At 65.5% G+C, this 15,955-nt stretch carries 18 protein-coding genes and 1 pseudogene; 10 read left to right on the top strand and 9 right to left on the bottom strand.

Going from position 1 to position 15,955, the window contains the following annotated elements:
• Nucleotides 1-114: 114 nt before the first annotated feature.
• Together HWX22_RS03690 and HWX22_RS03685 are read right to left on the bottom strand one after the other, a co-directional pair.
• Nucleotides 115-582, bottom strand: coding sequence for a universal stress protein (locus HWX22_RS03690; protein ID WP_059533566.1), 468 nt, complete (start codon nt 580-582; stop codon nt 115-117).
• A gap of 339 nt (nt 583-921) precedes the next feature.
• The gene (locus HWX22_RS03685; protein ID WP_059692678.1) at nt 922-1,332 is read right to left on the bottom strand and encodes a DUF3005 domain-containing protein; all 411 of its coding nucleotides are present in this window, start codon (nt 1,330-1,332) and stop codon (nt 922-924) included.
• 278 nt (nt 1,333-1,610) lie between these two features.
• Between HWX22_RS03685 and HWX22_RS03680 the strand changes: the two genes are divergently transcribed.
• A complete protein-coding gene (locus HWX22_RS03680; protein WP_011659947.1) occupies nt 1,611-1,844 on the top strand; it encodes a hypothetical protein in 234 nt (77 codons plus the stop codon).
• A 137-nt stretch (nt 1,845-1,981) separates the two neighbouring features.
• A complete protein-coding gene (gene epsC / locus HWX22_RS03675; RefSeq protein ID WP_059533573.1) occupies nt 1,982-2,902 on the top strand; it encodes a serine O-acetyltransferase EpsC in 921 nt (306 codons plus the stop codon).
• Between the two features lie 110 nt (nt 2,903-3,012).
• Here the strand turns inward: epsC and HWX22_RS03670 are convergent, their stop codons facing one another.
• The 3 genes from HWX22_RS03670 to HWX22_RS03660 form a co-directional block, all read right to left on the bottom strand.
• The gene (locus HWX22_RS03670; RefSeq protein ID WP_059818325.1) at nt 3,013-3,816 is read right to left on the bottom strand and encodes an SDR family oxidoreductase; all 804 of its coding nucleotides are present in this window, start codon (nt 3,814-3,816) and stop codon (nt 3,013-3,015) included.
• On the bottom strand, nt 3,816-4,445 hold the full coding sequence (folE, locus tag HWX22_RS03665) for a GTP cyclohydrolase I FolE (protein WP_059698678.1): 630 nt from the start codon (nt 4,443-4,445) through the stop codon (nt 3,816-3,818). The genes HWX22_RS03670 and folE overlap by 1 nt, the downstream gene beginning before the upstream one ends.
• A 101-nt stretch (nt 4,446-4,546) precedes the next feature.
• Nucleotides 4,547-5,473 carry a LysR family transcriptional regulator gene (locus tag HWX22_RS03660; protein WP_175912361.1) on the bottom strand — a complete coding sequence of 309 codons (927 nt, stop codon included), beginning with the start codon at nt 5,471-5,473 and terminating at the stop codon, nt 4,547-4,549.
• Nucleotides 5,474-5,589: 116 nt separating this feature from the next.
• Here HWX22_RS03660 and pobA point away from each other — a divergent pair, with 116 nt between their 5' ends.
• The 7 genes from pobA (at nt 5,590) to HWX22_RS03625 (ending at nt 12,508) form a co-directional block, all read left to right on the top strand.
• Nucleotides 5,590-6,822, top strand: a complete 1,233-nt coding sequence (gene pobA, locus HWX22_RS03655) for a 4-hydroxybenzoate 3-monooxygenase (protein WP_175912362.1) — start codon at nt 5,590-5,592, stop codon at nt 6,820-6,822.
• A 145-nt stretch (nt 6,823-6,967) separates the two neighbouring features.
• A complete protein-coding gene (locus HWX22_RS03650; RefSeq protein WP_014900666.1) occupies nt 6,968-7,681 on the top strand; it encodes a 3-oxoacid CoA-transferase subunit A in 714 nt (237 codons plus the stop codon).
• An 18-nt stretch (nt 7,682-7,699) separates the two neighbouring features.
• Nucleotides 7,700-8,356 (top strand): CoA transferase subunit B, encoded by a 657-nt coding sequence (locus HWX22_RS03645; RefSeq protein ID WP_012365076.1) that lies wholly within the window; start codon nt 7,700-7,702, stop codon nt 8,354-8,356.
• Between the two features lie 88 nt (nt 8,357-8,444).
• Complete coding sequence (locus tag HWX22_RS03640; RefSeq protein ID WP_175912364.1) at nt 8,445-9,818, top strand: 3-carboxy-cis,cis-muconate cycloisomerase; 1,374 nt, start codon at nt 8,445-8,447, stop codon at nt 9,816-9,818.
• Entirely contained in the window at nt 9,818-10,603 is a 786-nt protein-coding gene (gene pcaD / locus HWX22_RS03635; protein WP_059698683.1) for a 3-oxoadipate enol-lactonase, read from the top strand. The genes HWX22_RS03640 and pcaD overlap by 1 nt, the downstream gene beginning before the upstream one ends.
• Nucleotides 10,604-10,613: 10 nt before the next feature.
• Nucleotides 10,614-11,000, top strand: coding sequence for a 4-carboxymuconolactone decarboxylase (pcaC, locus tag HWX22_RS03630; protein ID WP_059692656.1), 387 nt, complete (start codon nt 10,614-10,616; stop codon nt 10,998-11,000).
• A 149-nt stretch (nt 11,001-11,149) separates the two neighbouring features.
• Entirely contained in the window at nt 11,150-12,508 is a 1,359-nt protein-coding gene (locus HWX22_RS03625) for an MFS transporter (RefSeq protein ID WP_059692653.1), read from the top strand.
• A 123-nt stretch (nt 12,509-12,631) separates the two neighbouring features.
• Here HWX22_RS03625 and HWX22_RS03620 read toward each other — a convergent pair whose 3' ends face one another.
• From HWX22_RS03620 to HWX22_RS03610, 4 genes are all read right to left on the bottom strand, one after another.
• Nucleotides 12,632-12,880 carry a hypothetical protein gene (locus HWX22_RS03620; RefSeq protein ID WP_059818331.1) on the bottom strand — a complete coding sequence of 83 codons (249 nt, stop codon included), beginning with the start codon at nt 12,878-12,880 and terminating at the stop codon, nt 12,632-12,634.
• A gap of 110 nt (nt 12,881-12,990) precedes the next feature.
• Nucleotides 12,991-13,608, bottom strand: coding sequence for a LysE family translocator (locus HWX22_RS03615; protein WP_175915050.1), 618 nt, complete (start codon nt 13,606-13,608; stop codon nt 12,991-12,993).
• A 576-nt stretch (nt 13,609-14,184) separates the two neighbouring features.
• Nucleotides 14,185-14,586: a DUF6527 family protein gene (locus HWX22_RS31900; RefSeq protein ID WP_230965824.1), complete on the bottom strand. Its 402-nt coding sequence runs from the start codon at nt 14,584-14,586 to the stop codon at nt 14,185-14,187.
• A gap of 67 nt (nt 14,587-14,653) precedes the next feature.
• On the bottom strand, nt 14,654-15,745 hold the full coding sequence (locus tag HWX22_RS03610; RefSeq protein ID WP_175912366.1) for a ThiF family adenylyltransferase: 1,092 nt from the start codon (nt 15,743-15,745) through the stop codon (nt 14,654-14,656).
• A gap of 93 nt (nt 15,746-15,838) precedes the next feature.
• Between HWX22_RS03610 and HWX22_RS03605 the strand changes: the two are divergent.
• Nucleotides 15,839-15,955: pseudogene (locus HWX22_RS03605) on the top strand (IS5/IS1182 family transposase); the annotation flags it as partial.

Here is a 15,955-nt window from a genome sequence, read left to right as displayed (position 1 = left end):
ACCGAATCATTGTCCCACCGCAAGTTGCCGCTGTCGGGTGACAAAACGTCGCGACCGCGCGCACATGTCGCGGGCGTCGGCATCGGCATGCACGCATGCCGATGCCGACGCCGCTCAGCCTTCCTGATCGTCCGTATGCGCGGCGGCCGGGATCAGCAGCACGGGCAGCGTCGCATGCCGCACGCACTGTTCGGCGATGCTGCCGAGCACGAGGCGACGGAACCCGCGGCGGCCGTGCGTGCCGAGCACGAGGAGGTCGGCGCCGAACGCTTTCGCACCGTCGAGGATCAGCGTCGACACGTCGTTGAGCGACGACGCCTCGCTCGTCACCGTCTCGCCCTTCACGCCGGCTGCCTGCATCAGCTTCTTGAACTCCGCCGCGAGCGCATTGCCTTGCGCGATGAGCTGGTCGCGCAGCACGGACGGATCGTAGCCCGGCACGTTGTAGTAGATCGCGGCGTTTTCGACGACGTAGAACGGTTGCAGTTCGGCGCCGTGCTCCTTCGCGAGCGCGAGGGCGGCATCGAACGCGTGGCGGGCCGTGTCGCTGCCGTCGATGGCAACCAGAATGCGCTTGTACATGGTGTCTCCAGGTGGCGGGTTGAACGAAAGTCGGCCGAACGGCCGAGCAGGCCGTGCGTCGCTGCGAGGCAGCGTAAACCAACGGCAGGGACTTTGCAGCGACGTGCCGGTCGCCGCGAGTGTGCATTGAATATCATCCATATCGCGACGACGTGACTTCGATCAACGCCGATGCATCGACGTCGCGAAACCCGCGTGTCGAACGCGAAGCCGGCGCCGATATCGATTCCAGCGCCGATTCGGAGGACGGCGCGCGAACGCGCACGTCGCTCCGCCGCCATCGGTCATCGGCCGCGCATCGATCCGCCAATCGAACGATCGATTCAAACGCCGCGCGCGTCACCGCGGCACCGGTGTGATTTCGATCACCCGTTCCGGTCGGCGTCCATGGCCGGGCCAGTAAGCGCTGCCGTACATCCGGTGAACCGGGCCGTACAGCGCGTCGTCCGCGTGCGACGGCGCGTCGAACCCCTTCTCGATCACCATGTAGCCGGCACGCAGCGCGAACGCCGGATGATTGCCGCCCGGCCGGCTGTCGAAGCCGGCGAAGCCGTCGCCGGCCTCGGGCATCGCGTTGACGAGCGACGCGTTGCTGTGCGTGATCTGGTCGGGCGAGAAGGCGCGGCCGCTCGCAAGACGCGCGGCCTCGCGATTCTTGCCGTCGGTGTCGACGGTGCTGTCGTGCGTGTCGTCGTTGTCGAGTTCGATGCTGCGCGGACGCGCGGCGCGGGCTGGAGCTGTCGTTTCCATCACGGCTCTCCTGGCGGCGAAGCGCTCCGGATCGAAGCAAATCCCGTTCCGGGCAAGACGGGAAAACGGCGCGCGGACGATCGCCGCGGTCGTGCCGCGCGCGCTGATTTGTCATGATTTATTTCAGCTAGAAGACCCGTTTTCTACAGAGTATGATTCATTTCCTGCGAAGCGGCGACAGGGGATGCGGTCTCGCCGCCTCTGCCCGCACCGGGGCGCCGCAGCACCCTTAAGACGGGTAGTGAACAACAAATCAAGGGACTAGAGGTGGCGGATTCATGCAAGCGACTACTGCCTTCACGCACCGCGGTTATCTGTTGAATTGCGCGCCCGCGCGCGCCAGCGACGGCTCGTTCAAACCCTACGTCGTGATCTCCCGATCGAGCGACGGGGAACTCGTCGCGAACCGTTTTTTTCCGACCGAGCTCCAGTTCAACGACGAAGGCGACGCGATCGCGCACGCGCGCGACTGGGCCGTGCGCTGGATCGACGCGAGCAGTATTACGATCTGACGCCGTCGCGCGACGGCGGCATCGGCCGTCCGGCCGATCCCCCGGCGTGCCGCTGCCGGACGAAAACGCGGTAATCTTCTGGAACCCGTCACTTTATTAGCGGCCGTGCGATCGAGCGCGGCCGCCTGCATTGGCATATGTCGACATCACCCGCCCGTCAGTGGGGCCTCGAAGAAATCGTTGCCGGCTTGCGCGAATCGCGCGAGGAACTTCATCGCACGCGACATCCGCGCGGCATCCGCGAGCTGCCGTCGCGCGACGCGATCTGCAAGATCGTCACCGGCCTGCGCGCGTCGATGTTTCCGACGCACTATGGCGCGCCGGATCTGACCGACGAAAGCGTCGACTACTACGTCGGCCACACGCTCGAAAGCACGCTGCGGATCCTGTCCGAACAGATCCGCCGCGCGCTGCCGTTCCTGCCCGAGCATGCGGACACGCCGTTCGCCGAACTCGACGAACGCGCGTTCGAGATCGCGCGCGAGTTCGGCCGGCAGTTGCCGGCGGTACGCGCGCTGCTGGTCAGCGACATCCAGGCTGCCTACGCGGGCGATCCGGCCGCGCAGCACATCACCGAGATCCTGCTGTGCTACCCCGGCGTGCTCGCGATGATGCACCACCGGCTCGCGCATGCGCTGCACCAACTCGGTGTGCCGCTGCTCGCGCGTTTCATCAATGAAATCGCGCACTCGGCCACCGGCATCGACATTCACCCGGGCGCGCAGATCGGCCCGAGCTTCTTCATCGACCACGGCACCGGCGTCGTGATCGGCGAAACCGCGATCATCGGCGAGCGCGTGCGCGTGTACCAGGCCGTCACGCTCGGCGCGAAGAGCTTCCCGGCCGATGGCGACGGCGCGCTGGTGAAGGGCAATGCGCGACATCCGATCGTCGAGGACGACGTGGTGATCTACGCGGGCGCGACGATCCTCGGCCGCGTGACGATCGGGCGCGGTTCGGTGATCGGCGGGAACGTGTGGCTCACGCACAGCGTGCCGCCCGGCACGAGCGTCGCGCAGGGCAAGGTCCGCGAAGGCGGCAGCGCCGAGAAGCCGTAACGCGGCGCGCGAACGGCGTAACGGTCGTTCGCGCAGCGCAGGTGAAGGCGTGTGCCGATACCCGCGCGCCGGTGTGCGAAGGGCGCGGCTGCCGCTGACCATGCCGTTCGTCAGTGCTTGCCGGCCGGCGAGCGATGCTTGTACAGCACGTCCTGGTCGACGCGGATCAGGTTCTGCCCCGCATCGACGACGAAATCCACGCCGTTGTACGCACTGCCCGTCAGCAGCAGGATCGCGCCCGCGACGTCGTCGGGGCCGGCGATGCGCGCGAGCGGCGTCGATGCGCGGCTCGCGTGTTCGAAGTCGGCCTGCGTCTGGTCGTCGCTCGGCAGCATCAGCCCGGGGAACACCGCGTTCACGCGCAGCACCGGTGACGACGACAGCGCGAGCATCTGCGTGAGGTTGCCGAGCGCGGCCTTCGCGACCGTGTAGCTGAAATGGTCGCGGTGGAAGTTTTCCTTGATCTTCTGGTCGACCACGTTGACGACGACGCCCTGCGTGCCGGCCGCGCGGGCTCGTTCGTAGAATGCGCGCGTGAGCAGGATCGGCGCACGGCAGTTGACGGCCCATGCCTGGTCGAACGCCGCGAGGTCGAAGCTCGGGAAATGGTCCTGCCAGAACACCGACGCGTTGTTGACCAGCACGTCGAGGCGTCCGAAGCGCGCATATACCTGGTCGATCAGCGTGGTGATCTGCCCGGCATCCGACAGGTCGGCCTGCAGCGCGACCGAATCGTGCCCGCGTTCGGCGATCGCGCGGGCCGCCGCCTGAGCGGCATCGGCGGAGCGGTCGTAATGGACCGCGGTGCGATAACCGTGCGCGGCGAAATACTCGGCGAACGCGCGCCCGGCCCGGCGCGCGGCGCCGGTCACGAGCACGACCGGCGCGTTTGCCGCTTGCTTCGTGGACTGCATTACGTATTCGTCAGGTTGACTGAAGAAGGATTCGCGACGATCGACAGGAATTCGCGCCGCGTCGACGGATCGGTGCGGAACGTGCCGAGCATGCGCGACGTGACCATCTCGACGCCCGGCTTGTGCACGCCGCGCGTCGAGATGCACTGATGCGCGGCTTCGAGGATCACGCCGACGCCCTTCGGCTGCAGCACGTCGAACAGCGTGTCGGCGATCTGCACGGTCATCTTTTCCTGAATCTGCAGGCGCTTCGCGAACGCGTCAACGAGGCGCGCGAGCTTCGAGATGCCGACGACGCGATGGTTCGGCAGATACGCGACGTGCGCGCGGCCGATGATCGGCACCATGTGGTGCTCGCAGTAGCTCTCGAAGCGGATGTCCTTCAGCACGATCATTTCGTCGTAGCCGTCGACTTCGCTGAACGTGCGCGCGAGGATGTCGCGCGGTTCCAGCGCGTAGCCGGCGAAGAACTCTTCATAGGCGCGCACGACGCGTGCCGGCGTGTCGAGCAGGCCTTCGCGGGCGGGATCGTCGCCGGCCCAGCGCAGCAGCACGCGAACGGCATCCTCGGCTTCTTCCCGGCTCGGCCGGGATGCGGCCGGCTCGGGCCGCGCGGATTTTTTACCCATCTAGTCGCTCCATCGAATGCGGCCGCCTGCGGCGGCGCGGATATCCGGGCATTGTTTCATGCTTTCGCGGGTCGTGCGTGCGGCCTGCCGCACGCCCCGCGTCACTTCGGCCATTCGTCCTGCTCGTCGTTGAACAGCGACGCGACGACGCCGCGCAGCCACGCGGTGCGCGGATCGTTGTGGAACTTGCGATGCCAGTGCTGCTTCAGGTCGAAGCGTGGTAGCGGCAACGGCGGCTCGACCGGCACGATGAACGCATGCTCGGCCGCATATGCATAGCCGATCGCATGCGGCACCGTCGCGATCAGGTCGGTGCGACTCAGGATGAACGGCAGGCTCATGAAGTGCGGCGTCTCGAGCACCGCACGGCGGTGCATGCGCTGCTTCGCGAGGTATTTCTCGAGCACCTCCTGGCTGCGCCCCTCGGCGCGCACCACCGCATGCCCGCACGCGAGGAACTGCTCGGCCGTGAACGGGCGCGCCTGTTCGAGCGGATGGCCGCGCCGCATCAGGCAGACGAACCGGTGCGTGAACAGACGCTGCTGGAAGAAGTTGTTGCCGTCGAGATCGGGGAAGTAGCCGACCGCGAGATCGATCGAGCCGGCTTCGAGGCCGCGGCTGACTTCGTCGTGCCCGAGCGAGACCGAGCGCAGGTTCGCGTGCGGCGCGCGCGTCGCGAACGCCTGCAGCAGCTTCGGCAGGAACACGATCTCGCCGACGTCCGACAGCGCGATCGAGAACGTATGCGTGCTCGCCGCCGGATCGAAGTCGTGTGGTGCGACGAGGCCGCGCTCGATCTGCGCGAGCGCATCGCGTGCGGCCGGCAGCAGCGCGAGCGCGCGCGGCGTCGGCTCCATTCCGCGCGACGTGCGCACGAACAACGGGTCGCCGAAATACTCGCGCAGGCGGCCGAGCGCGGTGCTCACGCGCGGCTGGCTGACGCCGAGCAGGTCGCCGGCGCGGCTGACGTTGCGCGTGTCGTCGAGCGCGACGAGGTAGGGAATCAGGTTCAGATCGAGCGTATCCATCGTGAGGCCGGTATCCGGGAAACGTATACAACTTATCTTCAAAATCGCGTTGCCGCATAGTCGGGAAAGCGCTCAAATGGGTTCCATTATTCGAACCAATGTTCAGGAGACGAACAATGCGCACCCAGGTCGCCATCATCGGCGCCGGTCCGTCCGGCCTTTTGCTTTCTCATCTGCTGCGCCTGCAAGGCGTCGATTCCATCCTCGTCGAAGCGCGCTCGCGCGAATATTGCGAGAACCGCATCCGCGCCGGCGTGCTGGAGCAGGGCACCGTCGACACGCTGAACGAAGCCGGCCTCGGCGAGCGGATGCGCCGCGAAGGGCTCGAACATCACGGCATCGAGCTGCTGTTCTCCGGCCAGCGCCATCGCATCGACCTGAGCGCACTCACCGGCGGGCGTGCGATCACCGTCTATAGCCAGCACGAAGTCGTGCGCGACCTGATCGCGGCCGGCGACGCGCATGGGCACCAGATGCACTTCGAAGTCAGTGATGTCGCGCTGCACGATATCGAAAGCGAGCAACCGTTCGTCACGTTCAAGCACGCGGACGGCCGCGCGGACCGCATCGACTGCGACTACATCGCCGGCTGCGACGGCTTCCACGGCATCGCGCGACAGACCATTCCCGCCGAGCGGCTGAACACGTTCGAGCGCGTCTACCCGTTCGCATGGCTCGGTATCCTCGCCGACGCTGCGCCGTCGCTCGACGAGCTCGTCTACGCGCATCACGACAACGGCTTCGCACTGTTCTCGATGCGCTCGCCGACGGTCACGCGCCTCTACCTGCAATGCAAGCCCGACGAAGACCTCGCCGAATGGTCCGACGCGCGGATCTGGGACGAACTGCACACGCGCTTCTCGAACGACACCGGCTGGACGCCGACCGAGGGCCGGATCACGCAGAAGAGCGTGACGCCGATGCGCAGCTTCGTGTCGGAGACGATGCAGCACGGCCGCCTGTTCCTTGCGGGCGACGCCGCGCACATCGTGCCGCCGACCGGCGCGAAGGGGATGAACCTCGCGGTGGCCGACGTCCGCGCGCTGTCCCGCGCGCTCGGCGCGCGCTACCGCAACGGCGACGCGACGCCGCTCGAGCGCTATTCGGCGACCTGTCTCGAACGCGTGTGGCGCGCGGAGCATTTCTCGTACTTCATGACGAACATGCTGCACTCGTCGCCGGAGGACTCGCCGTTCGTCAATCGCCTGAAGTTTGCCGAGCTGAAGTACGTGACGCGCTCGCGGGCCGCCGCGCAGTCGCTCGCCGAAAACTACGTCGGCCTGCCGTTCGACGACCAGACACCCCCCGAGGGATCCCGCCTTGACAACGCGCTGTGCACGACTCTATGATCGGCGCATCGTTCGCTAATCGAATCTAGGTTCGAATAGCGAACAAATGCCGAAGGTCGACGACGGCCTTCGACGCGGCACGCGACACGCGCGTGCCCCCTCGACAGGCCGCGCATCGTGCCGCGGGTTCGTATCAGGAAGAGACATGGTCAACAAGATTTTCGAATCGCTTCAATCGGCGGTCGCGGACGTCCACGACGGCGCGACCATCATGATCGGTGGCTTCGGCACGGCGGGCATGCCGTCCGAGCTGATCGACGCGCTGATCGAGCAGGGCGCGCGCGGCCTGACGATCGTCAACAACAACGCGGGCAACGGCGAGACGGGCCTCGCGGCGCTGCTCAAGGCGAAGCGGGTGCGCAAGATCATCTGCTCGTTCCCGCGCCAGAGCGACTCGCAGGTGTTCGACGCGCTGTACCGCGCGGGCGAGATCGAGCTGGAGCTCGTGCCGCAAGGCAACCTGGCGGAGCGGATCCGCGCGGCAGGCGCCGGCATCGGCGGCTTCTTCACGCCGACGGGCTTCGGCACGAAGCTGGCCGAAGGCAAGGAAACGCGCGTGATCGACGGCAAGTCGTATGTGTTCGAGACGCCGATCCACGCCGATTTCGCGTTGGTGAAGGCATACAAGGGCGATCGCTGGGGCAACCTCGTGTATCGCAAGACCGCGCGCAACTTCGGGCCGATCATGGCCAGCGCCGCGAAGGTCGCGATCGTGCAGGTGTCGGAAGTCGTGCCGCTCGGCGGGTTGAATCCGGAACACATCGTGACGCCGGGCATTTTCGTGCAGCGCGTCGTCGAAGTGCCGCAGGCCGCGCATGCGGCCGAGCTGGCCGCCGAACGTGCATCGCAAGCCGCCTGACAGCAGAGGAGACCCGACATGAAACGACTGACCCGCGATGAAATGGCCAAGCGCGTCGCCCAGGACATCCCCGAAGGCGCGTACGTGAACCTCGGCATCGGCGTGCCGACGCTGGTGGCGAACCACCTCGACCCGAGCAAGGAAATCTTCCTGCACAGCGAGAACGGCCTGCTCGGCATGGGCCCGGCGCCGGCGCCCGGCGAGGAAGACGACGAGCTGATCAACGCCGGCAAGCAGCACGTGACGCTGCTCACCGGCGGCGCGTATTTCCACCACTCGGATTCGTTCGCGATGATGCGCGGCGGCCACCTCGACTACTGCGTGCTCGGCGCGTTCCAGGTGTCGGCGAACGGCGACCTCGCGAACTGGCATACGGGCGCGCCCGACGCGATTCCGGCCGTCGGCGGCGCGATGGACCTCGCGATCGGCGCGAAGCAGGTGTTCGTGATGATGGAACACCTGACGAAGCAGGGCGAAAGCAAGATCGTCGCGCAGTGCTCGTATCCGGTCACCGGCGTGCAGTGCGTGAGCCGCATCTATACCGATCTCGCCGTGCTCGACGTGACGGCGGACGGCCTCGCGGTGAGCGAGATCTTCACCGACCTGTCGTTCGACGAACTGCAGAAGCTGACCGGCGTGCCGCTGATCGACGCGACGCGCAAGGCCGCGGCCTGAACGGCAAGCGTGTCGGCGCACGCGATCGCGCGCACGCCGGCACGCTTGGGTAGACAATAGGCGCACGCCGTTTCCCCAATCTGATGCCATGCTCGAAGACAGCGCCCGCCTGACCTCCCTCATTTGCGGCACCGAGCCGCTCAACCGGATCTGGTCGCCGCGCGCGACGATCCAGCGGATGCTCGACGTCGAGGCCGCGCTCGCGCGTGCGCTCGCCGCGCGGCAGGTGATTCCCGCCGCCGCGGTCGCGCCGATCGAACGCGCGTGCGACGCCGGCCGGCTCGACGCCGACGCGCTCGCGCACGGCGCGGCGCTCGGCGGCAATCTCGCGATTCCGCTCGTCAAGCAGCTCACCGCCCAAGTCAAGGCCGACGACCCCGAGGCCGCGAAGTTCGTGCACTGGGGCGCGACGAGCCAGGACATCATCGATACCGCGACCGTGCTGCAACTGCGCGACACGCTCGACGTGCTCGAGCCGCTGCTCGACGAAGCGTGCGCGTCGCTCGCGACGCTCGCGCGCACGCATCGCGCGACACCGATGATCGGCCGCACGTGGCTGCAGCAGGCGCTGCCGATCACGCTCGGCCTGAAATTCGCGCAATGGCTCGACGCGCTGCTGCGCCATCGCGCGCGCTTCGCCGAATTGCGCGAGCGCGCGCTGGTGCTGCAGTTCGGCGGCGCCGCCGGCACGCTGGCGAGCCTGCGCGAGCAGGCGGCCGGCGTGAGCGCCGCGCTCGCGGCCGACCTGAAGCTCGCGCTGCCGGCCGTGCCGTGGCATACGCAGCGCGACCGCATCGCGGAAGCCGCGTCGTGCTTCGGGATGCTGACCGGTACCCTCGGCAAGATCGCGCGCGACGTGTCGCTGCAGATGCAGACCGAAGTGGGCGAGCTTGGCGAACCGGCGGCTGCCGGCAAGGGCGGCTCGTCGACGATGCCGCACAAGCGCAACCCCGTCGGCTGCGCGGCCGTGCTGACCGCCGCGGTGCGCGCGCCGAACCTCGTCGCGACCGTGTTTGCAGGGATGGTCCAGGAGCACGAGCGCGCGCTCGGCGGCTGGCAGGCCGAATGGGATGCGCTGCCCGACCTCGCGCGCCTGACCGGCGGCGCGCTCGCGCAGATCGCGCAGATCGTCGCGGGCCTCGACGTGAACACCGAACGCCTCGCCGCGAACCTCGACCTGACGCACGGGCTGATCCTCGGCGAAGCCGTGATGCTCGCGCTCGGCGACCGGATCGGCCGCCTCGATGCGCATCATGTCGTCGAGCATGCGTCGAAGGAAGCCGTGCGCACCGGCGCGACGCTGTTCGACGTGCTCGCCGCCGTTCCGACCGTATCTGCCCATTTGTCGCGCGACGCGCTCGCGCGGCTGCTCGATCCCGCACATTATGTCGGCGAGGCGCAGGCCTACGTCGACGCCGTGCTCGCGCTGCACGCGGGCACGACACAACCAGGAGAACACTGATGCCTTTCGCCACTGTCAACGGCGTGAAACTGCATTATCGGATCGACCGTGCCGCGCGCGACGACGCGCCGTGGCTCGTCTTCTCGAACTCGCTCGGCGCCGACCTGCAGATGTGGGCACCGCAGATTCGCCCGCTCACGCAGCACTTCAACATCCTGCGCTACGACACGCGCGGCCATGGCCATTCCGAAGCACCGGCCGGCTCGTACACGATCGACCAGCTCGCAGGCGACGTGATCGGCCTGCTCGACCACGTCGGCATCGATCGCGCGTGCTTCTGCGGGATTTCGATGGGTGGCCTGACCGGCGCGGCGCTCGCCGCGCGCTTCCCGTCGCGCATCGTGCGCGCCGTGCTGTCGAACACCGCCGCGAAGATCGGCTCGCCCGAAGTGTGGGCGCCGCGCGCGCAAAAGGCACGTGCGGAAGGGATGGCCGCACTGGCCGACGCCGTGCTGCCGCGCTGGTTCACCGACGCGTTCGTCGATCGCGAGCCGCGCCTGTTCGACGCGATCCGCGACACGTTCGTGCATACCGACAAGGACGGTTACGCGGCGAACTGCGACGCGCTGAACGCGGCCGACCTGCGCGAGGAAGTGAAGGGCATCGCGCTGCCGGTGCTCGTCGTGACCGGCGCGAAGGACATGTCGACGCCGCCCGACCAGGGTCGTGCGCTGGCCGCCGCGATTCCCGGAGCGCGTCACGTCGAATTCGACGCCGCGCATATTTCGAACATCGAGTGCACCGACGGCTTCAACCGCGCGCTGCTCGACTTCCTGACCGCGTGAGGCACCGACGATGGACGACCAGCAACGTTACGAAGCGGGGATGAAGGTGCGGCGCGCGGTGCTCGGCGACGCGCACGTCGACCGCTCGATCCAGAACCGCACCGAAGTGACCGACGAATTCCAGAACCTGATCACGCGCTATGCGTGGGGCGAGATCTGGACGCGCGACGGGCTGCCGCGCCATACGCGCAGCCTGCTGACCATCGCGATGATGGTCGCGCTGAACCGCGGCGAGGAACTCGCGCTGCATCTGCGCGCCGCGCGCAACAACGGCGTGACGCGCGACGAGATCAAGGAAGTGCTGCTGCAGACCGCGATCTACTGCGGCGTGCCGGCCGCGAATTCCGCGTTCCATCTCGCGGACAAGATCTTCAAGGAACAGGATGCGGCTGAATAACACGGCCGGCTCGCGCCGGACGTGACCCGATCGCGACGCCTGCCGCTGCCGGCAGGTGTCGACGACGCATGACGCGCCGGCGGCGAATCGGCGCGCAAACAAGGAAAGACGCGGCCATCAGGCCGCGTTGTTTACATAGGAGACTCGCGATGAATCGCGCACCCGTGGTCGATGTCCAGACCTTCATCAACGAGCAGCCGTTCGGCGGCTTTCAATGGCTCGTATTCCTGATGTGTTTCGTGATCGTGCTGCTCGACGGCTTCGATACGGCCGCGATCGGCTTCATCGCGCCGTCGCTGCTCGGCGAATGGAACCTCACCAAACCCGATCTCGCACCCGTGCTGAGCGCCGCGCTGTTCGGCCTTGCATGCGGCGCGCTCGTGTCGGGCCCGCTGTCCGATCGCCTCGGGCGCCGTTCGTTGCTGCTCGGCTCGGTGTTCCTGTTCGGCGCCGCGTGTTTCGCGTCCGCATTCTCGACGACCATCGGGCACCTGACGGTGCTGCGCTTCGTCACCGGCGTCGGCCTCGGTGCGGCGATGCCGAACGCGGTCACGATGATGGGCGAGTTCTGCCCGGACAAACGCCGCGCGACCGTGATCAACCTGATGTTCTGCGGCTTCCCGCTGGGCGCCGCGTTTGGCGGCTTTCTCGCCGCGTGGATGATCCCGCATTTCGGTTGGCGCAGCGTGCTGATGCTCGGCGGCGTGACGCCGCTGCTGCTCGGCGTGCTGTTGCTGCTGAAGATGCCCGAATCGGTGCGTTTCATGGTTGCGCAAGGCCAGAGCATCGACCGGATCCGCGCGACGCTTTCGCGGATCTCGCGCGATGCGCTGAACGCTGGCTCGTTCGCGATGACCGAATCCGCGCCGCAGACGGGCAGCAAGGGGATCGGCGTCGTGCTGTCGCGCTCGTACGTCGTCGGTTCGGTGATGCTGTGGCTCGCGTACTTCATGGGCCTCGTGATCTTCTACGCGTCGATCAACTGGATGCCGATTCTGCTGAAGGATGCCGGCCTCACGCCGAAGAGCGCGACGCTGATTTCCGCGCTGTTCCCGCTCGGCGGCGTCGGCGCTGTGCTGTGCGGCGTGTTGATGGACCGTTTCAACGCGAATCGCGTGATCGCCGTGTGCTACGCGCTGACCGCGATCAGCGTGTATGCGATCGGGCAGGCGGCCGGGAACGTCGGGCTGCTCGTGCTGGTCGTGTTCATCGCCGGCGTGCTGATGAACACCGCGCAATCGTCGATGCCGGCGCTTGCCGCCGCGTTCTATCCGACCGAAGGGCGCGGCACGGGCGTGGCGTGGATGCTCGGTGTCGGCCGCTTCGGCGGGATCGCCGGGTCGTTCCTCGTCGCCGAACTGACGCGCCGGCACTTCTCGTTCGCGGGCGTGTTCGCGACGATCGCGGTCGCGGGCCTGCTTGCGTGCCTTGCGTTGCTGATCAAGCAGAGGGCGCGGCCGCACGGCGTCGCGCAGCCGGGCGGCAAGATCGAGTCGCTCGGGCATTGAGCGGGATCGGGGCCGGGGCGATGCGCCGGCCTTTCGCTTGTTGCGATAGGTCGTGAGCCGGCCGACACGCAACGATGGACCGGGCCGCTTTGGCGGCCCGTCGACTTTACGGCCGTCGCGCCGCTACTCTTCCGCGTCGTGTTCCTTGACGAAGTTGCGCAGATACGCACGCAGCGCGGCCTCCTGGCTGCGATGATCGGCATGGTTCGCGGCGCCCATCTCTTCCTCGTCGCCGAACAGCGTGGGCGGCGCGCAGTACGTGCCCACTTCGATGTTTTCGCGCAGCACCCGGATCTCGTGCGTGAGCGGGTGGTACTCGGCGATCCAGTGCATGCCCTCGATGTGCTCGCCGGCTTTCAGCATTGGCTTCATCGGCAATCTCCATGCAGAGCAGCGGTGCAGCCGGCGAAGCGGCTGCACGCGCCCTTACCAAAAGGGTACGCCTGCATGGCGTGAAGCTCAACGGGGGCGCTTGTGAGCGCTTACTGCGGGAGCAGATGCGCGACGAGCGGATACAGCGACAGGATCAGCAGCACGGCCATCGTCACGTTGAAGATGCGCAGCGCGCGGCGGTTCGACAGGAAGCGGCGCAGGCCCTGGCCGAACGCGGCCCACAGGCTGATGCACGGAAAGCCGATCAGGATGAACACGACGGCCATCCACGCGGCGTTCATCCCGTAGTCGGCGGACAGGCGGATCGTCGTCGCGGCGGTCAACACCATCATCCATGCCTTCGGATTGACCCACTGGAACGCGGCGGCTCCGAGGAACGTCATCGGCCGCGGCTTGGCGCCCTGCGCCTTCACTTCGCCCGATGTGCCGATGCGCCATGCGAGGTACAGCAGGTACGCGACGCTCGCGATCTCTAGGACGGTATACAGGACCGGCACGCGCCGGAACGCCTCGCCGAGACCGAAGCCGACGCACAGCATCAGGATCGCGACGCCGATGCTGATGCCGAACAGGTGCGGCATCGTGCGACGGAAACCGAAATTGACGCCGGAGGCGAGCAGCATCGTGTTGTTCGGGCCGGGTGTGATCGACGTGACGAGCGCGAACAGCATGCCGGCGGGCAATGCGCTGACGGTGAGGAAGTCCATCGCGGATTCTCCATTCGGGTTCGGGACTGGGATGGAGCCAGTGTAGCGACGGTTTTCTGTACAGTACCGGTACAGTTTGATGGATGGATGCCGGTACGGGAATAGAGAAGTTGCAGATCAGAACGAAATCGCTGTTGTCTCTCAAAAAAGATGTCCGCAGTCTCAATAAGTTGTCTTTGAATAAAAGACGACAAATCGGCGGATGTCAGACCAATTTATGTCAGCCCGAGCGGATGCGAGGTCAATCTTTGCAATCAAAGGACTTTTGCACAATTTTCGATCGATAGCATCGTATCATTGACGCCTCATTTGACAGTGAGCGCAGCAGTTTCGCCCCCCGACGTGTGTGCAAGGTCGCGGGGCTGCCTTCACTTCAGGTTGCCGGTGCAGTGGGGTGAAATTTTGTGGCGAGAGACGGCACACGATCTTGGGAGTTCGATCTTTCTCGACACGAGATAGCGGGTACTAATGCGGCGCCTTGTGTTGCATCGATCGCTCATGGTTCGCCATCAACTTCCATGGCGCATGAACGACCGATGCAGCGTCTTCGTCAGGGAGCGCCGCTAAGGCGCGCTCTTAGCCCAACAGCCAGCGAGTGATATTGGCGATAACGCGCCGGATGCCTGATCGCTCTGCCGGACTTGCCGGTACCGCTTGAATTGCAGGTGCTGCATCCATGGGGGCACGCGCGGCATCCCTGGACGAGCCAGCATCGTGGCCATAATGCAAAGCTTTTGCTGCTTTGTCTCGTCGCACCTCAGCGTCGACCATCTGACGTGTCCACGGGCCTGCCTCTCGGACGACATTTCGACTAATCACGTAATGTGATTGGCATGGCAGGTTCCAGTTGCCGACGGACGGTGAAAGTGAAATGCCTACGCCGTCGAAAGTGAGTTTCCAATCGGTCGGCGTCAACGGAGTAACGACCTCTTCGCCGCAACCACAGCAGCACCGGTGCAGTACAGTTCCGTACTCCATTGAGACGTATAGGACACCCTCATCGAGCTCCGACGGGACCTCGGTCACAAACTTGGGTTCGAGTCGCTTATGGCGCAGCATCGGCCTCTCCGTTCGCAAGACAGTTCCCGTCGACGGTATATAGACTGTTGAACTCACCCTCGAGATCGCGGTAGAACGCCAGATACCGCTTCCAGCGAATTACTGCCAGCGCGGCGTTTAAAGCGTTGAGATCGGCAACTTGGATGTTGGACCCGTAGAGATTCTCGCCGCTCCGCTCTTCGAAGGAAATTTTCGACTGCGCATATTGCCGCTCTTGGGGCGTACTTAGTGTCACGCGCAAGATTCCCCCCAAGGTGCCGTCGGTGAGGTCCAAGCCCATGCCAACGTCGATGAACGGCACCCCCATGAGCTCCAGTCGCTCAACGATGATCCGTTTGGACTGACCTGCATCCATGCAAAGAAATGCGAACGTGATCCCGTCGAGCAGCTGGGCCGACGTTTCGTCGATGGCAACCGCATGCGCGGTTATGCCGCGATGCATGTTGCTATAGATGTTCCGAAAATAATCAACCTTCTTCGGTACTTCGCGCAACTGGTCGATGGTCGGCGCCCCGGGTGCCCGGAAGGCGTTGTGTTGCAAAAATTCGTCGCCATCGATCAGTCGAATTTCCCGGACCGGCGTCTTCGCAATCTGATCGAGGATGTATGACCCTGTTCCACCGACGCCAACAATCGCGATCTTCTCCTTCGACAGGCGTTCGGTAAGTTTCTCGATACCGGCGCGTCCTGAGGCGTTTTCGAGATAGTTGAAGATACTCTCTTCGTCCGGCAACGCATGCCAGACTTTTCGGGCACTCACTGTATTGTCTACTGCCGAGGCATGACTCGAAATGATGTTCGCGTACGTCGTCATCTTTTGGTAGTAGTCCGTATATCCTCTCTCGTCAGGCTTGGTTGAGAGATAGTGTGCCATTACTGCATGCCGATCCGCGGGAACTTGGTTTCCGGCTGCAATGTTACTCAAGGGCTTGCCATTTGTATCGCAAGGAAACTCCCCTTCGAAGTGCACCGTATGTGGTTCTGGCTTCTGAGTCATATCCCCCGACAACAGCAATGTCGAGGTGATCTTGCCCGTCTTGATCTCGCCCCTGGCGTTGAGATAGGGCACCTCGTACATGACTAGGGAAACACTGATTTATCCGGCTCTGTGGTCATCGCTGACGCAGCCGAGGACGTTGTAGAAGATAGTTCACGGAACGGGTCCACGACGATGAAACGGCAAATGAGCTTTGCGGAAGCGGAAAGCACGGGCAAGAAGCGCATGACTCGGCGCCAGCGTTTCCTGGAAGAGATGGAGAAGCTCGTGCCGTGGTCGCGATTGCTGACG

Origin of the sequence: Burkholderia sp. BCC1638 (assembly GCF_902833195.1) — a bacterium.
Classification (GTDB): Bacteria; Pseudomonadota; Gammaproteobacteria; order Burkholderiales; family Burkholderiaceae; genus Burkholderia; species Burkholderia diffusa.
This window is presented reverse-complemented; position numbering and strand designations above follow the sequence as displayed.